This window comes from Novosphingobium sp. HNCC26DJ243 (assembly GCF_057180545.1).
In genome coordinates this window covers 1,000,415-1,022,257 of the sequence record NZ_JBXUGN010000001.1, presented here as the reverse complement: position 1 = coordinate 1,022,257, position 21,843 = coordinate 1,000,415, and the positions used below count along the sequence as shown (strand labels likewise).

General features: G+C 63.3%; 17 protein-coding genes and 1 tRNA gene. 5 read left to right on the top strand and 13 right to left on the bottom strand.

Annotated features, from left to right (window positions below; translation table 11 throughout):
• Nucleotides 1–45: 45 nt before the first annotated feature.
• The 11 genes from rhaT to infA form a co-directional block, all read right to left on the bottom strand.
• Nucleotides 46–1,119, bottom strand: a complete 1,074-nt coding sequence (gene rhaT / locus AC2A04_RS04880; protein ID WP_484211185.1) for an L-rhamnose/proton symporter RhaT — start codon at nucleotides 1,117–1,119, stop codon at nucleotides 46–48.
• Nucleotides 1,120–1,141: 22 nt separating this feature from the next.
• Nucleotides 1,142–2,287, bottom strand: coding sequence for an FMN-dependent L-lactate dehydrogenase LldD (gene lldD, locus AC2A04_RS04875; RefSeq protein WP_484211184.1), 1,146 nt, complete (start codon nucleotides 2,285–2,287; stop codon nucleotides 1,142–1,144).
• The gene (locus AC2A04_RS04870) at nucleotides 2,284–3,723 is read right to left on the bottom strand and encodes an FGGY-family carbohydrate kinase (RefSeq protein WP_484211183.1); all 1,440 of its coding nucleotides are present in this window, start codon (nucleotides 3,721–3,723) and stop codon (nucleotides 2,284–2,286) included. Before AC2A04_RS04870 ends, lldD begins: the two co-directional genes overlap by 4 nt.
• Before the next feature lie 444 nt (nucleotides 3,724–4,167).
• Nucleotides 4,168–5,814: a carboxylesterase/lipase family protein gene (locus tag AC2A04_RS04865; RefSeq protein ID WP_484211182.1), complete on the bottom strand. Its 1,647-nt coding sequence runs from the start codon at nucleotides 5,812–5,814 to the stop codon at nucleotides 4,168–4,170.
• Nucleotides 5,815–6,137: 323 nt separating this feature from the next.
• The gene (locus AC2A04_RS04860; RefSeq protein ID WP_484211181.1) at nucleotides 6,138–8,405 is read right to left on the bottom strand and encodes a TonB-dependent receptor; all 2,268 of its coding nucleotides are present in this window, start codon (nucleotides 8,403–8,405) and stop codon (nucleotides 6,138–6,140) included.
• A 258-nt stretch (nucleotides 8,406–8,663) separates the two neighbouring features.
• Complete coding sequence (locus tag AC2A04_RS04855) at nucleotides 8,664–9,860, bottom strand: ROK family transcriptional regulator (RefSeq protein WP_484211180.1); 1,197 nt, start codon at nucleotides 9,858–9,860, stop codon at nucleotides 8,664–8,666.
• 875 nt (nucleotides 9,861–10,735) lie between these two features.
• A tRNA-Phe gene (locus AC2A04_RS04850) sits at nucleotides 10,736–10,811 on the bottom strand.
• A gap of 118 nt (nucleotides 10,812–10,929) precedes the next feature.
• Nucleotides 10,930–11,103, bottom strand: coding sequence for a DNA gyrase inhibitor YacG (gene yacG, locus AC2A04_RS04845; protein WP_484211179.1), 174 nt, complete (start codon nucleotides 11,101–11,103; stop codon nucleotides 10,930–10,932).
• Entirely contained in the window at nucleotides 11,100–12,092 is a 993-nt protein-coding gene (locus AC2A04_RS04840; protein WP_484211178.1) for a ribonuclease E/G, read from the bottom strand. The genes yacG and AC2A04_RS04840 overlap by 4 nt, the downstream gene beginning before the upstream one ends.
• Nucleotides 12,082–12,705 carry a Maf family protein gene (locus tag AC2A04_RS04835; protein WP_484211177.1) on the bottom strand — a complete coding sequence of 208 codons (624 nt, stop codon included), beginning with the start codon at nucleotides 12,703–12,705 and terminating at the stop codon, nucleotides 12,082–12,084. Before AC2A04_RS04835 ends, AC2A04_RS04840 begins: the two co-directional genes overlap by 11 nt.
• Nucleotides 12,705–12,950, bottom strand: coding sequence for a translation initiation factor IF-1 (infA, locus tag AC2A04_RS04830; protein ID WP_264415920.1), 246 nt, complete (start codon nucleotides 12,948–12,950; stop codon nucleotides 12,705–12,707). Before infA ends, AC2A04_RS04835 begins: the two co-directional genes overlap by 1 nt.
• A gap of 274 nt (nucleotides 12,951–13,224) precedes the next feature.
• Between infA and AC2A04_RS04825 the strand changes: the two genes are divergently transcribed.
• Complete coding sequence (locus tag AC2A04_RS04825; protein WP_484211176.1) at nucleotides 13,225–15,783, top strand: porin family protein; 2,559 nt, start codon at nucleotides 13,225–13,227, stop codon at nucleotides 15,781–15,783.
• A gap of 6 nt (nucleotides 15,784–15,789) precedes the next feature.
• Here the strand turns inward: AC2A04_RS04825 and AC2A04_RS04820 are convergent, their stop codons facing one another.
• Nucleotides 15,790–16,197, bottom strand: a complete 408-nt coding sequence (locus tag AC2A04_RS04820) for a PilZ domain-containing protein (protein WP_484211175.1) — start codon at nucleotides 16,195–16,197, stop codon at nucleotides 15,790–15,792.
• 160 nt (nucleotides 16,198–16,357) lie between these two features.
• On the opposite strand from AC2A04_RS04820, the gene uvrC reads away from it, so the two are divergent.
• The 4 genes from uvrC (at nucleotide 16,358) to AC2A04_RS04800 (ending at nucleotide 20,895) form a co-directional block, all read left to right on the top strand.
• Nucleotides 16,358–18,295, top strand: a complete 1,938-nt coding sequence (gene uvrC / locus AC2A04_RS04815) for an excinuclease ABC subunit UvrC (protein WP_484211174.1) — start codon at nucleotides 16,358–16,360, stop codon at nucleotides 18,293–18,295.
• 10 nt (nucleotides 18,296–18,305) lie between these two features.
• Complete coding sequence (locus AC2A04_RS04810; protein ID WP_484211173.1) at nucleotides 18,306–19,364, top strand: PLP-dependent cysteine synthase family protein; 1,059 nt, start codon at nucleotides 18,306–18,308, stop codon at nucleotides 19,362–19,364.
• A 131-nt stretch (nucleotides 19,365–19,495) separates the two neighbouring features.
• Entirely contained in the window at nucleotides 19,496–20,446 is a 951-nt protein-coding gene (locus tag AC2A04_RS04805) for a hypothetical protein (protein WP_484211172.1), read from the top strand.
• 38 nt (nucleotides 20,447–20,484) lie between these two features.
• On the top strand, nucleotides 20,485–20,895 hold the full coding sequence (locus AC2A04_RS04800; protein WP_484211171.1) for a hypothetical protein: 411 nt from the start codon (nucleotides 20,485–20,487) through the stop codon (nucleotides 20,893–20,895).
• Here AC2A04_RS04800 and AC2A04_RS04795 read toward each other — a convergent pair whose 3' ends face one another.
• On the bottom strand, nucleotides 20,896–21,801 hold the full coding sequence (locus tag AC2A04_RS04795; RefSeq protein WP_484211170.1) for an acyl-CoA thioesterase: 906 nt from the start codon (nucleotides 21,799–21,801) through the stop codon (nucleotides 20,896–20,898).
• Nucleotides 21,802–21,843: the final 42 nt, after the last annotated feature.

Genomic DNA, 21,843 nt, shown 5'->3' with positions numbered 1-21,843 from the left:
GAACCTGCTTATGCACCGGCAGATGTGCGAAATCGATGACCTTTTTCAGGCCGCGGCGTTCAGCATGTTGCCAAGGCCGATCACGACGGTGGAGCCGACGAGCAACCCGATGCCGGTCCATACCAGCGTGCGGGTGCGGGCCGAGGCGCCCTTCCATTCCTTGAGCGCGAAGCCCCAGAGCGTGGAGAACAGGATGATCGAGGCCATGTGGAGCGTCCACGATGAGAAGCCGTATTCGCCCATCTGGCTTTCGCCCATCGTGTAGAAGAAGAACTGGCCGTACCACAGCGTCCCGCCGAGTGCGGCGAGCAGCCAGTTGGCAAGGAGGTTGGGGCGTTCACCCGCCTGCGCATCGGCCGGCGCCGCGCCGAAGAACTGGCCGAAGCTGCGATTGCGGACGATCAGCCACGCGCACCACAATGCATTGGTGGTGAGGCCGCCTGCAAGCACGACGCACAGCACCGGCAGGCCCTGTGACAGCGGGTCGGTACCGGCGGCCAGCGTCAGGTCGCGGATCGGCTGGCCTGCGGCAAGGCCCCAGGCAAAGCAGCCCGACATGATGCCCGAGAACACCGCGATCAGCAGGCCCTTGCGCAAATTGAATTCGGCCACGCCTTCGGACTTTTCCCCGCCGAGTTCGGCTTCCTTCGCGCTGCCGGCGCGGGCCACGACTATGATGCCGACAAGCGTGATGACGATGCCGAGCAGGGTCAGCTTGCCGCTGGTCGAGGCGGCGATCTGCCCGAGCGTGCCGTCGAATATGGGCGGGCCCATCGTACCGATCACGGTCGTGAGACCCAAGGCGACAGCCATGCCGAGCGAGAGGCCGAGGTAGCGCATGGTCAGGCCGAAAGTCAGCCCGCCAAAGCCCCACATCGCGCCCCAGAACCAGCACCATAACAGCGTGTCGGATGGCGTTGCCGAGAGCACGCCGAGCAGGTCGTTGGTGCGCAGCGAGGCAAAAAGCCACGGCGCGATGGCCCATGAGAACAGGCCTCCGGCGAGCCAGAACACTTCCCACGACCACAGCCTGATGCGCTTGTACGGCACATAGAAACTGGCTGAGGAAAATCCGCCAAGCCAGTGAAAGATTACGCCCAGTGCGGGGTTTGCGCCCATCGGTCCTGTCCCTTTTTTTGTCTTATCGGTTGGCAAGGATCGAGCGGTCGATCCCGGATATGGTGCTGACTCCGGTGAGCGTCATCGCAACGCGCATCTCCGCCTCGATCAGGCGCAGCATGTGTTCGACACCGGCCTGACCCTGCGCGGCAAGCGCAAAAACCCAGGCCCGGCCGAGCAGCACGCCCTTGGCGCCCAGCGCAAGCAGGCGCACGACATCGAGCCCCGAGCGCACGCCGCCATCGGCCAGGACGGTCAACCGGTCGCCCACGGCATCGGCAATGGCGGGCAGGGCGCGGGCGGACGACAGCACGCCGTCGAGCTGGCGGCCGCCGTGGTTCGAGACGACAACGCCGTCAGCGCCGAGGTTTGCCGCCTCGATCGCGTCTTCGGGATCGAGCAGGCCCTTGATGACAAGAGGACCTTTCCATTCCGAGCGGATGAAATCGAGATCGCGCCAAGAGATGGAACTGTCGAAATTGCCGCGCATCCAGGCAAAGAAGTCCTCGATCCCGGTCTTGCCCTCAAGCTTGCGCGCGATGTTTCCGAGGCCGTGCGGACGCCCCCTGATGCCGACGTCCCACGCCCAGGCTGGCTTCATCGCGCCCTGAAGCGTGCGGCGAAGCGCGCCGCCAAGCCCTGAGGCTCCCGCAAGACCCGAATGGACGTCGCGGTAGCGGCTTCCGGGCACGGGCATGTCGACCGTGAACACCAGGGTGGAGCACTGGAGTTCCACCGCTTCCTGCAACAGTTCGCGCATGAAGCCGCGGTCGCGCGTCATGTAGAGCTGGAACCAGAAGGGGCGGGTTGCGGCCTTGGCGACTTCGGCCAGCGAGCAGGCCGAGACGGTGGAAAGCGTGAAGGGAATGCCTGCTGCCTCGGCGGCGCGCACGGCCTGGCATTCGCCGCGCCGCGCGTTCATTCCGGCAAGGCCGATCGGGGCGAGCGCGACCGGAAGGGCAAGCTTCTGGCCGAACAGCTCGGTCGAAAGGTCGAGCCCGGAGACATCGCGCAGCACGCGCTGGCGCAGGGCAATGTCGCGCAAGTCATCGACGTTCCGCTTGAGCGTCGTCTCGGCATAGGAGCCGCCGTCGATGTACTCGAACAGGAAGTGCGGCAGCCGACGTCGGGCAAGTTCACGGAAATCGGCGATCGAGGCGGCGATCATGCGGCAGTACTCACACGGCAACTCACTCTGGCGGCTGCGACTTCGGCCAGCCAGCGCGCGCGATAGGCTGCAAGGTCGGTATCGAGAGGCTTCACACGGACCAGTGATCCTTGCGGCTTCAGCCCCGGATCGATCAGGCGCAGCGCGCCGAACGACACGTCGTTGTGCGCATTGGCGGTGTACACCGCCGTGTCCGGACGCAGCGATGCGAGCGCGCGCACGAAAACTTCCGCCTCGGCAAAGCGGCCTTCGACCAGCAGGCGACCGGTAGAGCCGATCAGATCGAGTGAGGTATCGGCTACCAGCGCGGCATAGAGGCAGGCTGCGGCGCGACGCGCATACCAGCTTTCCGGTCGGTCCACAGTACGGTTGACCCAGGCAAAGGGGCTATCGGGATAAGGGCCGAAGCCGCGCATCAGCGTGGGCAGGACCATGTGTTGCCCGCGCACGACTTCGGGCACGGCTGCGAGCAATGCGGGCTGGTCGGGCCGGATGTCGACCCGTCGGGTGTCGATCTCGATCAGCGTCTCGATCTCGCGCCCGCCCATGAAGCGGGCCGAGGGCACCGCGCGGCCATGGACGTCGATATTGACGAGGCAATCGCGCGCCTCGGGCAGGGAGGCGGTGTCTACCGGCGTGGCGGGCAGGCGCATGCCGATGAACCAGGTGCCGGTGGACAGGACAGTCGCCTCATTGTCGGCGATCTCGGCAAAGCCGCGCGCGGCAAGCAGGGCGGCGTTGGAATCGTGCAATCCGGCAAGGACGCGGACGTTTTCCGAAAGGCCGGTGGCTCTCGCGAGGTCGGGCAGGAGCGTACCGACAGTATCCCCCGCGCGCACGACCGGGGCAAAGCGCGCGGCCCAGTCGAGGCGGTGGGCCATCGGCGAGAAATCGGAGGCCTGCGGGTCCCACAGATCCGAATGACAGCCAAGACTGGTGACTTCGCTCACTGCCCGCCCGGTGAGTGCCCATGCCCAGTATTGCGCCCATGGCAGGAGCGTGGCGCGCTTCATCGCTTCGGGATAGAGCCGTTCGAGCCACCACAGCTGGCTGCCGAAATTGAGGCCGTCGGGGAGGGCGGGTGATCCGGTGCGGGCGAAGGGATCGCGCTGGCGGCGGTACTCAGCCATCACCTCGTCGGGAATCGCCTGCTCGTAATCGAGCGGCGGGAAGGCAAGCCTGCCATCGACAAGCGCGACGACGCCCGCGCCATGGCCGACTGGGATGATCGTGGTGACGGGGTGACCGGCATAAGTCGCGAGCGTTTCGACCAGCCACTTGCCGATGCCTTCGGCATCAAGGCGGCGACTATCGGCGATTTCGAGCGGGATATTGGGACGCACCTGACGATCGAGCATATGCCCGTCCAGATCCCACAGACTGACCTTGCTCAGCGTCTTGCCAAGGTCGATGACTATAGTGGCGCCCCGAGCCAAGCGCTCTCTCCCATCCCTATGATTCAAAACAATCAATAACGATCAATCTCGATCGTTTCCAGCGCAAAAGTCGCCCATGAGCCAGCGCTGCGCAAGAGCGCAGTTGGGGAGAGTGCAAAATGTGGGTAATCGGGAGCTAGCGATGGTGCCCGACCTGGATCAGAAAGCCAGCTCAAGACTTAGGGCGCTACAGCCCGCCGAAGAGATCTAGATCTGGTCCGCAGATCACCATACCGGCCAGCGGCTTTTGAAGACCGTTAGCAAGGGCTCAACAGAAAAACCACACTCGCTCACGAACCCAAACCGTAACAAAACGGCGGCAAGCTCAGAAGTCATCACTCCAAGCATTCAGCGCGGGTGTCAAAACCCCGTAAATTCATTGCGATTATGCCGGATGTAACCATCATTTCAAGGCAGCAAAGCGGCCTGAGGCGTTTACTGATTTCAGAACATCGAGACGATACCGCCTTGCTCAAGGTAGTCGCGATATGCCTTGAAACGCGGTGCGGGAAGCAGGGGCTGGCTCTGTGTTCTATCACCTATGTTCAGCATCTGCGGCGTTTGCCGATTCAGGCGAGGCCATGCCGGAAGGGTGGCGCCGTTTGGATTGCCGCTGCGTACGAAATTGAGCCAGTAGCTAGATATTTCGAGTGAAACAGTGCGATCTTTCTGAGTGAAGCCTCTCTCGGGCGAAGCGTCCAATGTCCCGAATACATAAGGTATCTCTGAGGAGTGAAAGACCCCCCAGCGCGCCGATTCAGGGCCGGGCTCGATATGATTGAACAGATAGGACCACACCGGGGCATGACCGTTCCTCAGCTTCCCTTCGCTCCATTGCCAGATTGAGGCCAAACCCCGGTCAAGGCGGATCGCACGGATGGCTTGGGCGCGTGCCTCGGCACTGCCTGACGGGTAAAGTGTGGAGAATTGATCTCCCATCGTTCCGAACGTGTCTTTTACATAGCTGTCATAAAATGCCTGCGTTGCAGGTGGCTTGGGAGCGAGATTGACACCGTCGTCCGCGTTCTGCCCTACAAGCATCGGGACGTCATTGAACCTTCCTTCAGCAATCATCGCGGATACATCCGCAGGCAGCAGCACACCGTCGACGATTGGCCCAAAGCGCAGCATGCCTCCTTCGCCCGCGTTGAGTTGCTCGGGACTGAGCGCGCGCAAGGCCGCCAGCGATCCGGCGCCATGTGCCTTAGCATAGGCTGCACCATCCGCTTGCGCGCTGGTCAGCGATTTGGCGGCCATAAGCCCGGTTGGCAGTCCGCTTTGGGCAATGGCGCCGACAAACAGGTCATGGGCCAGCGGTGAAGCGACCAGTGAATGCACCGACATCGCCCCTGCCGACTGACCTGCAATCGTAACCCGATCAGGATCACCGCCAAGAGCCGTGATATTGGCCTGAACCCATTTCAGGGCGGCGATTTGGTCCTGAAGGCCGAAATTTCCAGGAGGTCCACCAGCCGTCGCATGCGTCAATTCCGGATGTGCCAGGAACCCCAGAACTCCGAGACGATAGTTGATCGTTACCACCACCACGCCGCGTTGCGCCAGATGGCGTCCGTCGTAAATCGGCACCGAACCCGAACCGCTCATGAAGGCGCCGCCGTGGATCCACACGAGCACCGGCAGCTTGCCGGCCGGACGCTTGACCGGGCGCCAAACGTTCAGGAATAGACAGTCTTCGCTGACCTTGCCCTGGACGACATACTCGTGAGTCCAAGGGCCGAACCCCTTGGGCTCAACAGGTTGCCAGCAACTGGCGCCAAAATGACTTGCGTCGCGCGCGCCGGACCATGGCTGCACAGGTTGCGGTGACATCCAGCGGTTTTCGCCGATGGGCGCGGCCGCATAGGGGATGCCGAGGAAGGTCTCGACGCCCTGCGACCGTGCGCCGACCAGTGTTCCGCCGGTGACCTGCACGGTTGGCGCAACCTGGCGTTCAGCCCGCGCTCCGACCGGACTGGACACAAGTGCGCTTGCAGTCAGCCAGACCACGATGGCGGCACGGCGAAACATGGAACTGACGAATTTAAGATGCAAGGCCATGAGGTTGCTTCCCCGTTCGATTTGGAAGGTCAACGGCAGATAATATGAACCGGCATACAGCCTCAAAATGCAGACCGACCCGCAAGATGACGTAGTGCCGGTCCCTCAAATAGCGGGGCGCACCGGCCGGTTTTCAAGTGCATGCGACGTCGCTTACGCCAACGTTTGCGCGGTGCATTGCGTCACGCCGGCCATCGGGTGTGTCATGTCGGCTCGCTCAGGATAATGAAACCAGCACTGTTGGCGAACCGACAAACGTAATTCCGCTCTACTTTGCGGACAAAGTTCTGAATTTCGATGTATTTTCCAGATAAAACCATTGGGGCAGGTGCTGCCTGCCCCAATGGGTCGGAATTTTACTGGAACCGGAAATCCAAGGCGACACCGACGGTGCGGAAGGCCTGAATGCCGAACTGCTGACCGTAGGAAGGCGTACCCGGAAGTGCCGGGTTGACTTCGATGTAGCTGACGAAGCGCTTGTCACCGCAGTTGCGGCAGAACGCGGTCAGGCCCCAGCGGCCATCCGAAGCGCCCAGACCGGCCGATAGGTCGAACAGGGTATAGGAAGGCTGCACGCGGCGCGGATCGCCGTTCGAGCTGAAGTTGACCTTGTCGCGATAGTACATGTTCGCCGAGGTCTTGATTTCAAGACCCTCGGAGATTTCGCGGCGGTAGTCCATGCCCAGCGTTGCGGTGATCTTGGGCGAGTTGGGCAGTGCATTGCCGCTCGAATCCGCGATACCGGTGGCGGGGTTGCACTTGGCAACCTGGCCCGGATAGCACTGGTCGTTGACGTAGCTGCCGTAGCGCGAGTTGGCGTAGTTGAAGTTGGCCGTCAGGTTCAGGCCGTCCATCGGGTTCAGCGCCAGTTGCGCTTCAAAGCCGTCCGACTTGAGGCTGCCGGCATTGACCACGCGGAACTGCTGCGCAGCAACGTCGAAACCCTGTGCCTGGAAGTTCGAGAACTTCTCGGTGTAGGCGGCAAGATTGAAGGTGACCTTGCGGTCGAGCGACTTGAACTTGATGCCGGCTTCGAAGCTCTGCGGGATTTCAGGCTGGATCAGCGTGGAATCGCCGTTGAACCCCGGTCCCTTGTAGCCGCGCGAGTAGGAGGCATAGAACATCACGTTCGAGGCGATGTCGTACTGCCCGATCACGCGATACGAGAAGTTGGTCTTCTCGGCAGTATTGACCACCGTGGTCGGCACGGGGCCAACGAGGCTGATGATCGTGCCGTTGGGATCGGCATCGCGGCGATAGTCGAGTTCGTCACGCGTCACGCGTCCACCCAGCACGATGCGTGCAGCATCGGTGACGTGATACGTCGCCTGGCCGAACGCTGCATAGCTGTCGCTGATAAGCTTGGTTGCCTGGGCGAGGCCGATCCAGGCCTTGAACGGCGGCGGCGGCGGGCCGAAGCCGAGGTTGCCGAGGATCTGGGCATCACCGCGCGCGGTGGCGTGGTAGTAGTACAGGCCAAGCTGATATTCGAGCGTGGCGTTGCTGGGCGAAGACAGGCGCAGCTCGTTGGTGAACTGCTTGTAGTTCGCGTGCTGCAGGTTGAAGTCGGCAATGTTGATCTGGTGATTGTCGACGTCGAACTGGTTGGTCATCTTGAACGAGCGCCACGCCGCGATGTTGGTCAGCGACATGTCGTTGTCGAACGTATAGGTCGCGTTCGCCTGCACGCCACCAACGGAATAATGCGTGTTGGTGATACCGTTCGAGGCAAGATAGGTATTGTCAGGACCAGCCACGATGCCCAGCGCGGCATTCAGTCCGCCAAAGGGGCTGTTCGGGTCGAGCACGCGGTCGGTCGTGCTGCCGGTCAGGTTGCCGTTCGACTTGGTATAGTCACCCGCGATCACGATGTCGAAGTTGCTGCCGGGGTTCCAGCGCAGCTTCGCCTTCACGCCGTACTGTTCCTGACCATAGTCGGAACCGGGGACCGAAAGCTTGTTCTGGATGATCGGCGAGTGATCGGTGTAGAACGCGTTGACGCGTAGCGCGGCGGTCTGTGCGATCGGAATGTTCACCGTCGACTGCGCGATCCATTCCGAACCACGCTTGTCGGAATTCACCGAACCGTAGCTTGCGTGTCCGATCGCTTCGAATGTGTCGAGCTTGGGCTGGGTGGTCTTGATGTGAACGAGACCGGCCGAGGCGTTCTTGCCGAACAGCATGCCCTGCGGACCGTTGAGCACCTCGACGCTGGAAATGTCGAAGAAGTTGGCCACGCCGAGCTGCGGGCGGCCCATCACGACGTCGTCGATGACGGTCGAAACGGTGGGCTCGATCGTGTCCGCAAACGACAGCGTGCCGATACCGCGGACCGAGAAGTTGGTGGCCCCGACTGCGCCGTTAAAGCTCGTCGTGGAAAGCGAGGGAGCGACGTACTGCAGCTGGGCAGGATCGTAGATCTGGCGCGAGGCGATCTGCTCACCCGAAACGGCAGTGATCGAGATAGGCACCTTCTGAATGCTTTCCGCGCGCTTCTGCGCGGTAACGATGATCTCGCCACTTCCGTCAGTCGCAATGTTTTCCGCAGTGGCCTGCTGGGCAAGCGCCGGCGTGGCTAACGCAGCGCCACTTATGGACGCAAGCAGTGCAATCTTTACTAGCATGTTTCCCTCCCTTTTTCGCGAATCCTGCGTTCGCGTCACGGTCTAGAATATAAAATGCGTTTTGCTGGACAGCGCCTCGGCACATGCCCGCTCCCGCGCGCAGATACCGGCAAAGTTCAGTCGTTATATAATGACAGAAGGCCGCACACACTGACGCGGGCCACGATCCTCCCACCGGCGATGGCCGCGTCATGCAGCCACGTGGATCGTTCGTCAATTTTTATTTCGACGGTCGAAAAATTTAATGCAGGCCTTTTTTCAACGAGGCAGCAAAATCCCGAGATCGGGCGCACGGAAGATATGATCCAGCGCCAGCGCCAATGTACCCAGGATTTGCAAGTCAGGATCGCCGCGGCGCGCGTCGATGACGGTTATGTCACGCGCGGGCAAAGGCAAATTGTTCTGAATCGTTGTCAGCACGCCGGGCAAGACATCCTGCGTCCAGTAGTCGTCCTGCGCCAGAATGAGCAGTCTCGATGGATCCCACGACCCGATATGATTAGCCAAGGCAATGCCCAGTGCCGTCCCCGCCTCGGCCAGCAAGAGCCTGGCCTGATCGTTGCCATCTGCAGCCAACTTGCTCAGTTGCGCCATGCACGCCGCGTGTCGGTAGATCGGATCACCGTCCCACAACCCCAAGGCGATGGCACGAGACGCCATTCCAGACAGGCCGGCGACCAGCCAAAGACAGCCGTGTGCACCGCAAGGACAAGGCGCCTGTGCATTGATCCCGGTCTTCGTATGCCCGATTTCCGCGTTGATGCTGTGAGCGCCGCGGTAGATTGCCCCGCCTACGAACTGGCCCAAGGCCACGCTGGTCCCCACCACCACCACGCAGAGATTGTCATCGAACGCTTCGTTGCCGAACCAGCGTTCGGCCAAGGCGTTGATGTTGCCCACGTTATCAATGAATGCCGGAATTCCGATCCTGTCGGTCAACCATTGTGCCACAGGTTCCACGCATGGCGGGTGTGGCGGCAACCAGTGAACCTGCCCTTTGGCGGCATCGATCATGGCGGGAAGGCTGACCCCGATGGCCGTAGGCCGTCCGGCCAAAGGATTGTCGCCCGACACCTGCTGCATGGCGGTGTCAAACGCCATGGCGATCGTCTCGACAATGTCGCGCATCGTGGCAGGGGCTGGGGAGACCATCATGACCTGCGCAAGGATCGTGCCGGCCATATCGCTTATTCGCAGATCGACTGTGCCCCCCGATTGCACAAAAACCCCCGCGACGAGCAGCGCGCCCGGGTTCTGCGACAAGGCAACACGCGGGCGACCGCGCTTGTCACCGGGCACCTTGCTTTCACGCAACAAGCCGTAAGCGACGAGTTCTTTCACGATACCCGACACCGTCGCCTGCCCCAGACCGATCGTCTGTGCCAATTCCGTGCGCGACATCTCCTGTCGCCGCAATCGCTCCAGAATCCGCAGTCGGCTTGCCATCGGATCCATGAATTAGGCCCAATTTTGGAGTAAGAAGGTGGGGTGCATTAGATCGTCGTTGTTCGTGGCGCCAGAGCAAGGTGCTAGCCTTGCCCGGAAACGCTATAACAATCATCCCTTCCCCATCGAACACTAAAACCCACATTCCACTTGAAACCGTGCGTTGGCTAATCCGACCAATCGGCGGCTATCAAGCGGCTTCTTACGGCAAAACTGGCTGTAACTCGACCATGCGACAAAAGACTGGGTCTGGTCGAAAGCCGACAGCAGTTCGAAAAAGATTTGAATACTGTTCAGCCACTACCTCGCTTCGTCCGAGTTTTTTGCGAAAGCGCCGGGCCGCATCTTTCCTTGTCTCGCAGCGCTGGCGAAGTGCGTGATATTTTCAACGGCACTATGCTTGAGCGGACCCTTGCAGTCGCAATGCACGTGCCCAAGTTTCGAAGCTATTGGCGCATTAGCTCTGAAAAAATAATGTTCGCTTGGTCTCGTATCACAGCTGCCGAATGCTCCTCGTTTGCCTGAGCAAAATACCCTCGCAATGCTCTCTCGACTTCCAGCAGCATTTCCGGCTTGAGATCGCGGCGGAAGATTTGGCCTTACACTGCAGGGTTAGCCGCCCGATGGCTGGACCAGCAGGAACAGGCGCTTTTCGTCGGTCAGCTTGTAGGGCTTCGCTAGGGGCTTGCATTGCGGATTGTGGTGTCTGTCAGTGCCATTTGGGGGCCCACGCCTTTCGAGCAATTCGAATTGGCCCCCAAGATGGCCCCCAAAATCCCCCGGCTGCGCTCGAACAAAGGCAAACATCAGCGGTAAAGCCGACGCTAAAAGTGGCAGATTTCCGGGGTTTTTCAAGCTTTGGCGGGGTTTGGCGAACAGGCCAATGGTGCCCGGGGACGGATTCGAACCGCCGACACGCGGATTTTCAATCCGCTGCTCTACCAACTGAGCTACCCGGGCATCGCATGACGGACCGCTTGAAAAAGGGACCGCTTCGATTGGAAGCGCGCCTATGGCGAAGCGGGGAGAGGTTGGCAAGCCCCCATTGCAGGAAATTTGCCGTCGAAATGCGGGGGCCTCAATCCTCGGGATCGACTTCCACGGGGCGGCCAGGAAGGGCGTAGCCTTCGTCCAGCCATTTCACCAGATCGCGGTCGCGGCAGCGGGTCGAGCAGAAGGGCGTATGCGCTTCGGAACGCGGCTTGCCGCAGATCGGGCAGCGCCGGACGGGGCGGGTGGCATCTGTCGTCATGCGGCAATCGCCTGCGCGAATCCGCCGGAAAGGGCAAGCGCCGGATCGGGCTTGCGGCGAACCGTCCGGCCGGTGCGGCGCGCGAGTTCGGCTTCCCATTCGGGCGCGAGCGCGTCGAGCACCTGCGGATGGCCGGTGAGCAGGAGCACGCCGGGTTCGGCCACGCGCTCGGCCTCACGCAGCAGGATCCGCGCGGCGGCGGCGGCGCGGTGCCGGGCGAAGCGCGCGACGAGCGACGCGCGTTCGAGCCGCGCGACGAGATGGACGAAACCGAAGCCGTTCATCGCGGTGCGCTCGCCCGTCCAGTCGATCAGCGCGTCCGCCAGCGCCTTGTCGACGTGCTGGCGGTCCTTCTTGTCGGCCAGCGACGGGAAATCGATGCCGATCGAGCCGCCGATATCGAGCCGGTGCAGCGCATCCGCAATGACCGGCACGGCGGCGAGCGAAAGCTTGAGCGGCGGCAGCGCGCCGTCGATGTCGATCAGCGTCATCGCGGGCGTGGGGCTGACGATGATCGAGCCGCCGGGAAAGGGAATTTCGCCGGTCAGCGCGTGTTCGACGAGTTCATCCCATCCGTGCTGCGCGAATTCGTTGCTGGTGACGGGCAGGGCGCGCAGGCGGGCGCCGGTGGCTTCGATCTCTTCGCGCAAGGATGGCGCGGGGCGGGGCGCTTCGCCAGGGGCAGGCCGGGCGACGGGGAGCTTGGTGCGGCCGCGTTCGGCGATGGCAGCGCGGGTGATGCGGACGGTGAGCGTGACGCCTTCGGTAGCGTCGCGCGGAAGCTGGTCGATCAGGGCTTCGGTGCCATCTTCGAGGCGGACCGTGCCACGCTTTGCATCATGATGGCGTTTGACGAGACGAGCCGGGGTGATCAGTCCGGGGCGAACCGCCGCGCCCCATTCGATGCGGGCGGAAAGGATCTGGCCGCGCGAAACGAGGATTGCCCGTTCCTCGCCGATACCGGCTTCATAAAGCCACTCAGCGGACATCGAGGCCCGCCGCGATCAGGAGGCGGCGCGTTTCGAACAAGGGCAAGCCGATGACTCCTGAATGACTGCCGGAAAGCCAGTTGCAGAAGCCTTCGGCACTGCCCTGGATGGCGTAGCCGCCAGCCTTGCCGTGCCACTCGCCGCCCGAGATGTAGGCGTCAACTTCCTCGCTGGAAAGGCGTTTGAAGCGCAGGATGGTTTCCGAGCATGCTTCGCGCAACCGACCGTCAGGCGTGATGACCGCGACTGCGGAGTAGACGCGGTGGCGGCGGCCCGAAAGCAGCGACAGGCAGAGGCGCGCGGTGGCTTCGTCTTCAGCCTTGGGCAGGATGCGAGCACCCGTGCCGACGACCGTGTCGCCCGCAAGAATGACGGTGCCGGGGGCGAGGACTGCTGCGGCGCGCGCCTTTTCGGCTGCGAGTCGGACGGCGTGATCCCGTGCGCGCTCACCCTTCAACGGGTTTTCGTCGATGTCGGTTGCGACAATGCGGACAGGCGCGATGCCAAGGCGGCCGAGCAGTTCAAGCCGCCTCGGGCTGGCCGAGGCCAATACCAGTTCGGGCGTGGGGGCGGACGGAGTTGAGGCTGAATCCGGAAGGGAGCCTGACCCCATCAGGACGGGCCGGGGCCGCCGCGACCGGGCATGAAGCGATAGGTGATACGCCCCTTTGTCAGGTCGTAGGGCGTCAGTTCGACCAGGACTTCGTCGCCAACCAGCACGCGGATGCGGTTCTTGCGCATCTTGCCGGCGGTGTGGCCGAGGATCTCATGGTCGTTTTCGAGGCGCACGCGGAACATTGCGTTGGGCAGGAGTTCCACCACCATCCCGCGCATCTCGAGGAGTTCTTCTTTCGCCATCGGCGGGGTCGGAAGCCTTCTTGCTGGTCTTTGCGTTTGCGCGCGAAGCACCGCTTACGGGCCCGCGCGACGCGCCCATAGCCGCGAAAACCCAAAAAGGGAAGAGGGGGCGGATTCGGGGCATATGCAGGCATTCAGCATGCTGCAATGCGACAAAATGATACGATATGAGCATTGCCCGCATGGGACCGCATGGCCACCCTTTGCGTTTACAGAGCATTGCGTTGATCGGGCCATACGGCCGGCGGCGCGCCGCCTATCAAGGGTTTGCATAGTGAAATTCCCGATTGTCGCCTCACTTGGCGCGATTTCCTTCTGCCTCGCGGCCCTCAACCCGGCGATGGCGCAGGACGTGACCACCGGCACCGACGATGCCACGCAGGATGTGCCCGCCAGCGAGGACGAGGACCCGATCTTTGCCGAACCGGGCCAGATCCTTGTGATCGCGACAAGGATCAAGGGGCAGGTCGATACGACGCAGGCCCCGATCGCGGTGCTCGATGAAGAGGCGATCGCCTCGTACGGTGCCGGATCGATCCAGGATCTGTTGAGCGCGCTGTCTCCCCAGACATCATCGGGGCGAGGGCGGGGCGACGGCGCGCCGATCGTGCTGCTCAACGGCATGCGCATTTCGGGCTTCCGCGAAATGCGCGGGCTTCCGCCCGAGGCGATCCGCCGCGTCGAGGTACTGCCCGAGGAAGTGGCGCTCAAGTACGGCTATCGTCCCGATCAGCGCGTTGTGAACTTCATCCTGAAGGACAATTTCAGCAGTTTCGGCTCGGACAGCGAACTGCGCCTGCCAAGTGGCGGCGGGTTTTCGGAATGGGAGCAGGAATTCACGCTGGCGCGGATCGACAATGGCAACCGCATCAATGTGACGGGCAAGCTGACCGATACCAGTCCGCTCACCGAGGGCGAGCGCGGGATTGTCCAGTCGCTTGCAGGAACGCGCGTGGCGGACGATCCGGCGGCGGCCGATTATCGCACGCTGATCGGCGATGCCAAGTCCGCCCAGCTCAATGCCACGCTGGCGCGCGCGCTTGGCGGCGGTGCCGGGCTGAGCGCCAACGTACTGGTGCAGCGCGATGATTCCCGTACGCTCAATGGTCTCAACACCGTAACCCTGAGCGATGCTGCAGGGAACGCATACACGCGCACCACGCTCGATCCCCAACCCATCACCACGCGTCGCCGGACGACCACGCTTCAGGCGGGCGCGGCTCTGAACAAGCCTTTGGGTGACTGGTTTCTGGCCGTCACCGCCGATGGCGGTCATGTCGAGACGCGCAGCACGATCGACAATCGTGCGGACCTTTCCGGCCTGCAGGCGCTGGTGGATGCAGGGACGATTTCCGCAAGCGGAACCCTGCCAGCCTCTGCCATCTCCGGAACGGCTGCGGATAGGGCCTTGTCAAAGACGGATTCGCTCTCCAGCCTGGCGACGATCAGTGGCAGACCGCTGCGTCTGCCGGGTGGCGAGGTCGGGCTGACGGTGAAGGCCGGATTCGATTATTCCGGCATCGAAAGCAGCGATACGCGCACGGCTGCGGGAACCGTCAATCTCAAGCGCGGCGATGCGCAGGCAGGGTTCAGCCTCGACCTGCCGATCACCAGCCGCAAGGAAGGCTTCGGCGCAGGGGTGGGCGACATCTCGCTCAACGCCAATGCCGAGGTTCATCGCCTGTCAGACTTCGGGACGCTCTATAACTGGGGCGGCGGCCTGACCTTTGCGCCTACCGAGAAGCTCACGTTGCAGGCGACCTATGTGGCCGCTGATGCGGCGCCCACGCTGAACCAGCTCGGTGGGCCGACTATCGTGACGCAAAACGTCACACTTTTCGATTTCACGCGGGGCGAGACGGTGCTGGCGACCGTGATCGGCGGTGGCAATCCCAACTTGGTCAAGGAGCGCCAGCGCGACTGGAAGTTTGGCCTGAACTGGACGCTGCCGTTCCTGAAGAACTCCGCCTTCATCGCCGAATACTACCGCAATCGGTCGACCAACACGTCGAACGGGTTTCCGCTGCTGACGCCCGAAGTCGAGGCCGCGTTTCCGGGGCGCGTGGTGCGCGATGCCAGCGGGCGGATCGTCTCGGTTGACCAGAGCGCGGTGACCTTTGCCGAGGAAAAGGGTTCGCGCCTGCGCTACGGGCTCAACCTTTCGGGCAACTTCGGAAAGCCTGACCCCAATATGCAGCGCGGCCCGATGGCAGGCCTGCGCGGCGCGGGCGGGCCCCCGGCTGGTGCGGGTGGACCGCCGCGCGGTGATCGCGGTCCCCGCATGGGCGCCGGTGGTGGCGCCGGTGGAGGTGGGGGCGGCCGAGGTGGGCCGGGCGGCTTCAATTCGGACGGGCGCGGGCGCTGGAATCTCTCGCTCTTCCATACTGTGCGCTTCCAGCAATCGGTGCAGATCGCGCCGGGCGGAACGGTGCTGAACCTGTTGGAAGGCGATGCGATCAGCAGCGGCGTTGCGCGCCACTCTCTCGAGATGGAGGGCGGCGGATTCTATCGCGGGTTCGGCTTGCGCGCGAGCGGCAGCTATACAGGCGGTTCGCGGATCGATGCCAGCGGCGCGCCTGGATCGACTTCGCTGCGTTTCGCGCCGATCGCCACTTTCAACTTGCGCCTTTTTGCCGATCTCGGGCGCAAGCCGAAGCTGGTCGAGGCTGTGCCCTTCCTCAAGGGATCGCGGCTGTCGTTCTCGGTGGACAATGTCTTCGATGCGCAGCAGCGCGTGACTGACGACAGCGGCGCAGTGCCGCTGCGCTATCAGCCGGGCTATCTCGATCCGCGAGGGCGGGTGTTCGAGATCGAGTTCCGCAAGCAGTTCTGATGCGGCTTAAAGGTGCCGGGCGCCGCTCTGCACCCAGGCTTTTGCGCTTTGGCGGAAGCGTTCGCGTTCGTTCTCTTCGAAGGCGTCGGCAAGGTGACGCATGGCGATGACGTTTGCCATTGGCAGGCGTTCCTCGAACATCAGTCCGCAGCGGCCATAACGCGCCCAGCGGATCATGCCGAAGACCTCGAGTCCTTCGCACTGGAGGATGCCTGAAGCGCCGACCGGCGGCAGCGCTTCCTGCGGAATGAGCGCGGCTCCGGTGACCGAAAGGTCTTCGAGCATGCATTGTTCGACGCCGGTCAGCAGGATCAGGCGGGCGGGAATGTGCAGCCGTACGCGGGCATCGGCGCGGCGCCCGGGGCGGACGATCCCGGTCGGCAGAGCGGTGGGGGCAAATGGTTTCCCGGTCATTCACGAATAGTGCCTCATGTCGGGCTAATGCCGCCGAAACGGATACCCCGGGAGAATACGGATGGGGCGAGGATGAGGGTTCGGGTGCGGGGAAGGTCTGGGGAAATGCGCCGCGTGGCCATTGCACGGCGGACCGCAGGCACTATCTGCTGGTCACGCCATGGCCCGCAAGCCCGACTCTCCCCCCGATCGCGATACCGAGCGCTTCCACGAGGATCGCGCGTCGGTCACCGTGCGCGGGTCGGACCAGCCCGACATCGAGAAGGGCGTGGCGGCTATCCGCGAGACGGTGCAGACGCTCAAGCCCAAGCCGGGCGTCTATCGCATGCTCGATGCGCGGGGCGACGTGCTCTACGTGGGAAAGGCACGGGCGCTCAAGAACCGGGTGGCAAATTATACGCAAGTCGACCGGCTGACCAACCGGTTGCGGCGCATGGTCAGCCAGACACGGTCGATGACGATCGTCACGACCAATTCCGAAGCCGAGGCGCTGCTGCTCGAAGCGCAGCTGATCAAGCGCTTTCGCCCGCCCTACAACGTCCTGCTGCGCGACGATAAGTCGTTTCCGTTCATCCTGCTGCGCGCCGATCACGCGTTCCCGCGCATCCAGAAACATCGCGGCGCGCGCAAGGCCAAGGGCAATTATTACGGGCCCTTTGCCAGCGCCGGCAGCGTCAACACCACCATCAATGCGCTGCAGAAGCTGTTCCTGCTGCGCAGCTGCAATGATGGCTTCATGGCGCGGCGCGACCGGCCTTGTCTGCTGTACCAGATCAAGCGGTGCTCGGCCCCATGCGTCGACCGGATCAGCCAGGAAGACTACGGCGAACTGGTGCGGCAGGCGAAGGATTTCCTCGGCGGAAAGTCGAGCGCGGTGCAGCGCGAGATCGAGACGCAGATGCAGGCGGCGGCCGAAAATCTCGACTTCGAACGCGCGGCGATGATGCGCGACCGGTTGCGGGCGGCCACGTTCATCCAGGGCAGCCAGGCGATCAATGCCGATGGCGTCGGCAATGCCGATGTCTTTGCCATGGCGTGCAAGGGCGGGCAGGTGGCGGTGCAGGCCTTCTTCATTCGCGGCGGGCAGAACTGGGGCCATCGCGCGTTCTTCCCGACGCATACCGAAGGTCTGGCCGAGGAAGAGGTTATGACCAGCTTCCTTGCGCAGTTCTACGAGGAAGTGCCGCCGGCGCGGCTCATTCTCGTCGACCGCGCACTGGCCGAGGCCGAACTGCTCTCCGAGGCGCTGTGCGAAGCAGCGGGTGGCAAGGTCGAGATTTCGGTTCCCCAGCGTGGCGACCGGCGACGGCTGATGGAACAGGCGCAGCGCAACGCGGTCGAGGCGCTCGAGCGGCGCATGGCCGAAAGCGGCACCAAGGCCAAGGTCATGCGCGAACTCGCCGAGTTCCTCGAACTGCCGGACGTGCCGCAGCGGATCGAGGTTTACGACAACAGCCACATCCAGGGCACAAATGCACTGGGCGCCATGATCGTGTCGGGCCCCGAAGGCTTTGTTAAGGCGCAGTACCGCAAGTGGAACATCAAGACCGCACAGACCAACGACGATTTCGGGATGATGCGCGAGGTGATGACGCGCCGGTTCGGGCGCGCGCAGGAGGATGATCCCGATCGTGAGAGCGGCAACTGGCCCGACCTCGTCCTGATCGACGGTGGGAAGGGGCAGATGTCGGCAGTCAAGGAGGCGCTGGGCGAACTCGGGATCGAGGATGTGGCACTGGTCGCCATCGCCAAGGGGCCGCATCACGGGCGCGAGGGGCGCGAGGTGTTTCACTTCCCCGACGGGCGCGAGAAGATGCTTCCCGTGAATTCGCCGGTGCTGTTCCACCTGCAGAACATGCGCGACGAAGTGCACCGCTTCGCCATCGGCGCGCACCGGGCCAAGCGCAGCCGCGCGATTACCGCGAGCCCGCTCGACGAGATTTCAGGCATTGGCCCTGCGCGCAAGCGGGCGCTGCTGCTGCACTTCGGCACGGCGGGAAAGGTGCGTGCCGCGAGCCTCGAGGATCTGCAGCGCGCGCCGGGGGTGAGTGCAACAGTGGCGCAAACCGTCTACGACTTCTATCATCCCTCCGGTTAGGAGAGGCATGATGGACGACCAGCGGCGCGCGTGGACCGACGAGGCGGTGCGGCGGATCGAGGCGGACTTTAACCGTTCGGCCGACACGCACCTGATCCGGGTGGAGCTGCCGAAGTTCCCCGGCATCACGCTCTATCTCAAGGACGAGAGCGTTCATCCCACCGGAAGCCTCAAGCACCGGCTGGCGCGATCGCTGATCCTCTATGGCCTGTGCAACAACCGGATCGGGCCGGACACGCTGCTGGTGGATGCAACGAGCGGTTCGACCGCAGTCTCGGAAGCCTATTTCGCGCGGCTCATCGGATTGAAATTCGTGGCGGTGATCCCACGCAGCACATCGCAGCCCAAGATCGATGCCATCCGTTTTCACGGCGGGGACGTGCACATGGTGGACAGCGCCGCCGAGATGTATGTTGCGGCCGAGCGGCTGGCGGCGGAGGCGGGCGGGCTGTTCCTCGACCAGTTCACTTACGCCGAACGGGCAACCGACTGGCGCGGTAACAACAACATCGCGCAATCGATCTTCCAGCAGATGGGGCGCGAAGATCATCCTGTGCCGGCGTGGCTCGTCTGCGGTGCCGGGACCGGAGGCACGTCTGCCACGCTCGGGCGCTTCATCCGCTATGGCCGTCATCCGACGCGGCTCTGCGTGGCCGACCCGGAAGGCTCGGTGTTCCATCGCCACCATGAGGACCGGAGCGTGACCGCACCACCTGCGAACGCATGCTGCCTGATCGAGGGTATCGGCCGTCCGCGTGTCGAGCCTTCGTTCCTGCCGGACGTGATCGACCGCATGATCGCCGTTCCCGATGCTGCATCGATCGGTGCGATGCGCGCGATCGCGGCACGGATCGGGCGCCCGGTTGGCGGCTCGACCGGAACCAATATCCATGCCTGCCTTGAACTGGCCCAGGAGATGGCGGTGGCGGGGCAGGGCGGATCGATCGTGACGATCCTGTGCGACTCCGGCCTGCGTTATGCCCAGACCTATTACGATGACCACTGGCTCGAGGCGCAGGGTGTCGATTGGCGAGAGCACGAGTCACGAGTTCTCGCCCTTTTGAACTGAAACGACTGCCTCCCTCACGTGCCTTCTGTCCCGGTAACCATTCTTGGTGGTGGAAATTTGAGGACACCCGGTGCTTCCTGTTAAGCGGGATAAGGGTTTTCGCGTAGATTCGCGAAAGTAGGGGACTTCAGTTGGGACGCTTTGCAAACCGCTCGCGCGGGTTGATCATGGTCGCTGCCGCGTCGCTCGCCTGGAGCAACGCGGTTCCGGCGGCTGCCGAAGTCGGCAATGGCGTCGGGTCGCAGTTCGAACTGGCGTTCTGGCAGTCGGTGGCCGGGAGCGATGACCCGGCGATTTACGAAGCCTACCTGCAACAATATCCGACCGGGACCTTCAGTCCCCTGGCACGGGCCAAGCTTGCCAACTTGCGCAAGTCGCCGCCGCTTCAGACACTGACGGTCCAGCCCCAGCCCCAGCCTGTAGCGACGATGCAGCCGGCTGTCGCAATGGCCGCTCCTCCGGCGCCAGCTCTGGCACCGTCGCCCGCCGCAGCGCTTGCCGCACCTGTATCAGTGCCGCAACCCGAGCCAGCGCCCCTGCCTGCCCCCGTAACGAAGCGCATTGCCCCCGTTGCCGTCGCCGTCGCGCCGGTCGTGGCCGTGGCATCACGGCCAGCGCCTGCAGCCACGGTGGCGCAAGCCGCTGCGGATACAGCGCTTCTGGCAGAACTTGCACGCTCGCAGGAAGTGGGGGCCGGGACGTTGCAGGTGGCGGCGTCGCAGGGGTTCGCGCTGCCGGCAAGACCGGCAATGGCCGAAGTGCCCGAGCTTGGGCTTCCCGTGTCGTTCTGTTCGGCAGAGCAGCGCAACGTCTTTTATGAAACGCGCTACAAGCCGGTGCTCGATCTGGCCCGTGCCAACAATTCCGCAGCAGTGGCCTTCATGGAAAACCTGCAGAAGGTATACGACAGCTTCCAGCTATCGCGCGACCCGCAGCCGATGAACGCCATAGCCGCCGAAGCCAGCGCCTACCAGCAACAGGTCGCGGCGCTGACATATAGTCGTCAGTCGGCATTGGTGCGTCAGTTCGATGCCCTGATGGCGGTACCGCTGGTGCCCTGCGCGCAAGTTGCGGCCAAGTGAGAAGCCTTGCTGCCTTTGCCGTAATCGCAGGGCTGATTATGTCGGGACCGGTCCAGGCGCGCGGTTGCCTTGATGCCGAAACCCTGACCGCTGCCCGTCTAAACGAATTCGGAACGATGATGATGGCGGTAAGCCTGCGCTGCAAGGCCGTCGGAGTCGACATATCGTCGGGCTATGAGGCGATGTTGACCGCTCATCGTACGATCTTCGCGGCGGCCGACCGGCGTCTGCGGGCATTCTTTTCCGGCGAGCCCCGCGCGTTCGACGCCTATTCGACAAAGCTTGGCAATCGCTATGGCGGCGGGGCGACGGATCCGGCCAACTGCCAGCGGTTCGAGCGTGTTGCGCGCGACCTTTCGACCAATGTCAACGCATCGGCGCTTGGCAAGGTCGTCTTCGCGATGGTGGCCCAGCCGCGCATTGACGGTGAGACCTGCCCGAAACCCTGATCAGCCGCCATTGTTCTGGCGGGGCAAAATCGACCGAATCAGGCCTTCCTGCGCGACGCTCGCCACCAGCCTGCCGTCCTGCGCATAGATCCGACCGCGATTGAAACCGCGCGCGCGTCCGGCCCAAGGGCTGTCGCAGGCGTAAAGCAGCCAATCGTCGGCGCGGAAATCGTCGTGGAACCAGATGGCATGGTCGAGACTGGCCCCCATCATGTTGCCCTTGGCCCAGCTGAGATCGTGCGGCAGCGTCGATGTGCCGAGCAGAGTCATGTCGCTCGCATAGGCAAGGACGGCGCGATGGATGCGTGGCTCGTCAGGAAGCGCTGCGACCGAGCGAAACCAGGTGTGCGCGCGAGCAGGCTGTGGCCCGCCGCCCATCCAGTGACGCGGTTCGAGCGGTCTCAGTTCGATCGGGCGGGGCTGGAGCATCAGCGCGCGCTGGCGGTCGGACATCTTCTCGGCAAACGTGCGGCGCAGTTCGCTTTCGCTTGGCAGACCGTCCGGTCCGGCGACCTCGGGCATTGCGTCGGCATGATGCACGCCGTCCTCGCGCTTGTGGAACGAGGCGACCATGTTGAGGATCGGCTTGCCGAGCTGGCTTGCGACCACGCGACGGTTGGAGAAGCTGCCGCCGTCGAGGTCGCGTTCGACCTTGAAGTCGATCACGTGATCCTCGCTGCCGCCGCGCAGAAAATAGGCGTGTAGCGAATGGACGGGGCGGTCATCGCCTACCGTACGTTCGGCGCTCGCCAGAGCTTGACCGATCACCTGGCCGCCAAAAACGCGTCCGATGCCGCCGATCTTGCGTCGGCCTTCGAAACTGTCGCCACCATGGTCGGCGACGTCCAGCAGGTCGAGCAGGCGTGAAACGAGTTCCTGTGGCGTGGGGTCCTGATCGGCAGTCATGCGTTCCTGATGAACGAGGTTGCCGTTTACGTCAACGCAATG

Excerpts from the sequence above, each read along its gene's own strand:
- lldD (WP_484211184.1), bottom strand. The coding sequence starts at position 2,287 with ATGATCGCCGCCTCGATCGCCGATTTCCGTGAACTTGCCCGACGTCGG.
- AC2A04_RS04810 (WP_484211173.1), top strand. The coding sequence starts at position 18,306 with ATGGACGACCAGCGGCGCGCGTGGACCGACGAGGCGGTGCGGCGGATC.
- AC2A04_RS04860 (WP_484211181.1), bottom strand. The coding sequence starts at position 8,405 with ATGCTAGTAAAGATTGCACTGCTTGCGTCCATAAGTGGCGCTGCGTTA.
- AC2A04_RS04855 (WP_484211180.1), bottom strand. The coding sequence starts at position 9,860 with ATGGATCCGATGGCAAGCCGACTGCGGATTCTGGAGCGATTGCGGCGA.
- infA (WP_264415920.1), bottom strand. The coding sequence starts at position 12,950 with ATGGCGAAAGAAGAACTCCTCGAGATGCGCGGGATGGTGGTGGAACTC.
- AC2A04_RS04820 (WP_484211175.1), bottom strand. The coding sequence starts at position 16,197 with ATGACCGGGAAACCATTTGCCCCCACCGCTCTGCCGACCGGGATCGTC.
- uvrC (WP_484211174.1), top strand. The coding sequence starts at position 16,358 with ATGGCCCGCAAGCCCGACTCTCCCCCCGATCGCGATACCGAGCGCTTC.
- AC2A04_RS04840 (WP_484211178.1), bottom strand. The coding sequence starts at position 12,092 with ATGTCCGCTGAGTGGCTTTATGAAGCCGGTATCGGCGAGGAACGGGCA.
- AC2A04_RS04800 (WP_484211171.1), top strand. The coding sequence starts at position 20,485 with ATGTCGGGACCGGTCCAGGCGCGCGGTTGCCTTGATGCCGAAACCCTG.
- yacG (WP_484211179.1), bottom strand. The coding sequence starts at position 11,103 with ATGACGACAGATGCCACCCGCCCCGTCCGGCGCTGCCCGATCTGCGGC.
- rhaT (WP_484211185.1), bottom strand. The coding sequence starts at position 1,119 with ATGGGCGCAAACCCCGCACTGGGCGTAATCTTTCACTGGCTTGGCGGA.
- AC2A04_RS04795 (WP_484211170.1), bottom strand. The coding sequence starts at position 21,801 with ATGACTGCCGATCAGGACCCCACGCCACAGGAACTCGTTTCACGCCTG.
- AC2A04_RS04835 (WP_484211177.1), bottom strand. The coding sequence starts at position 12,705 with ATGGGGTCAGGCTCCCTTCCGGATTCAGCCTCAACTCCGTCCGCCCCC.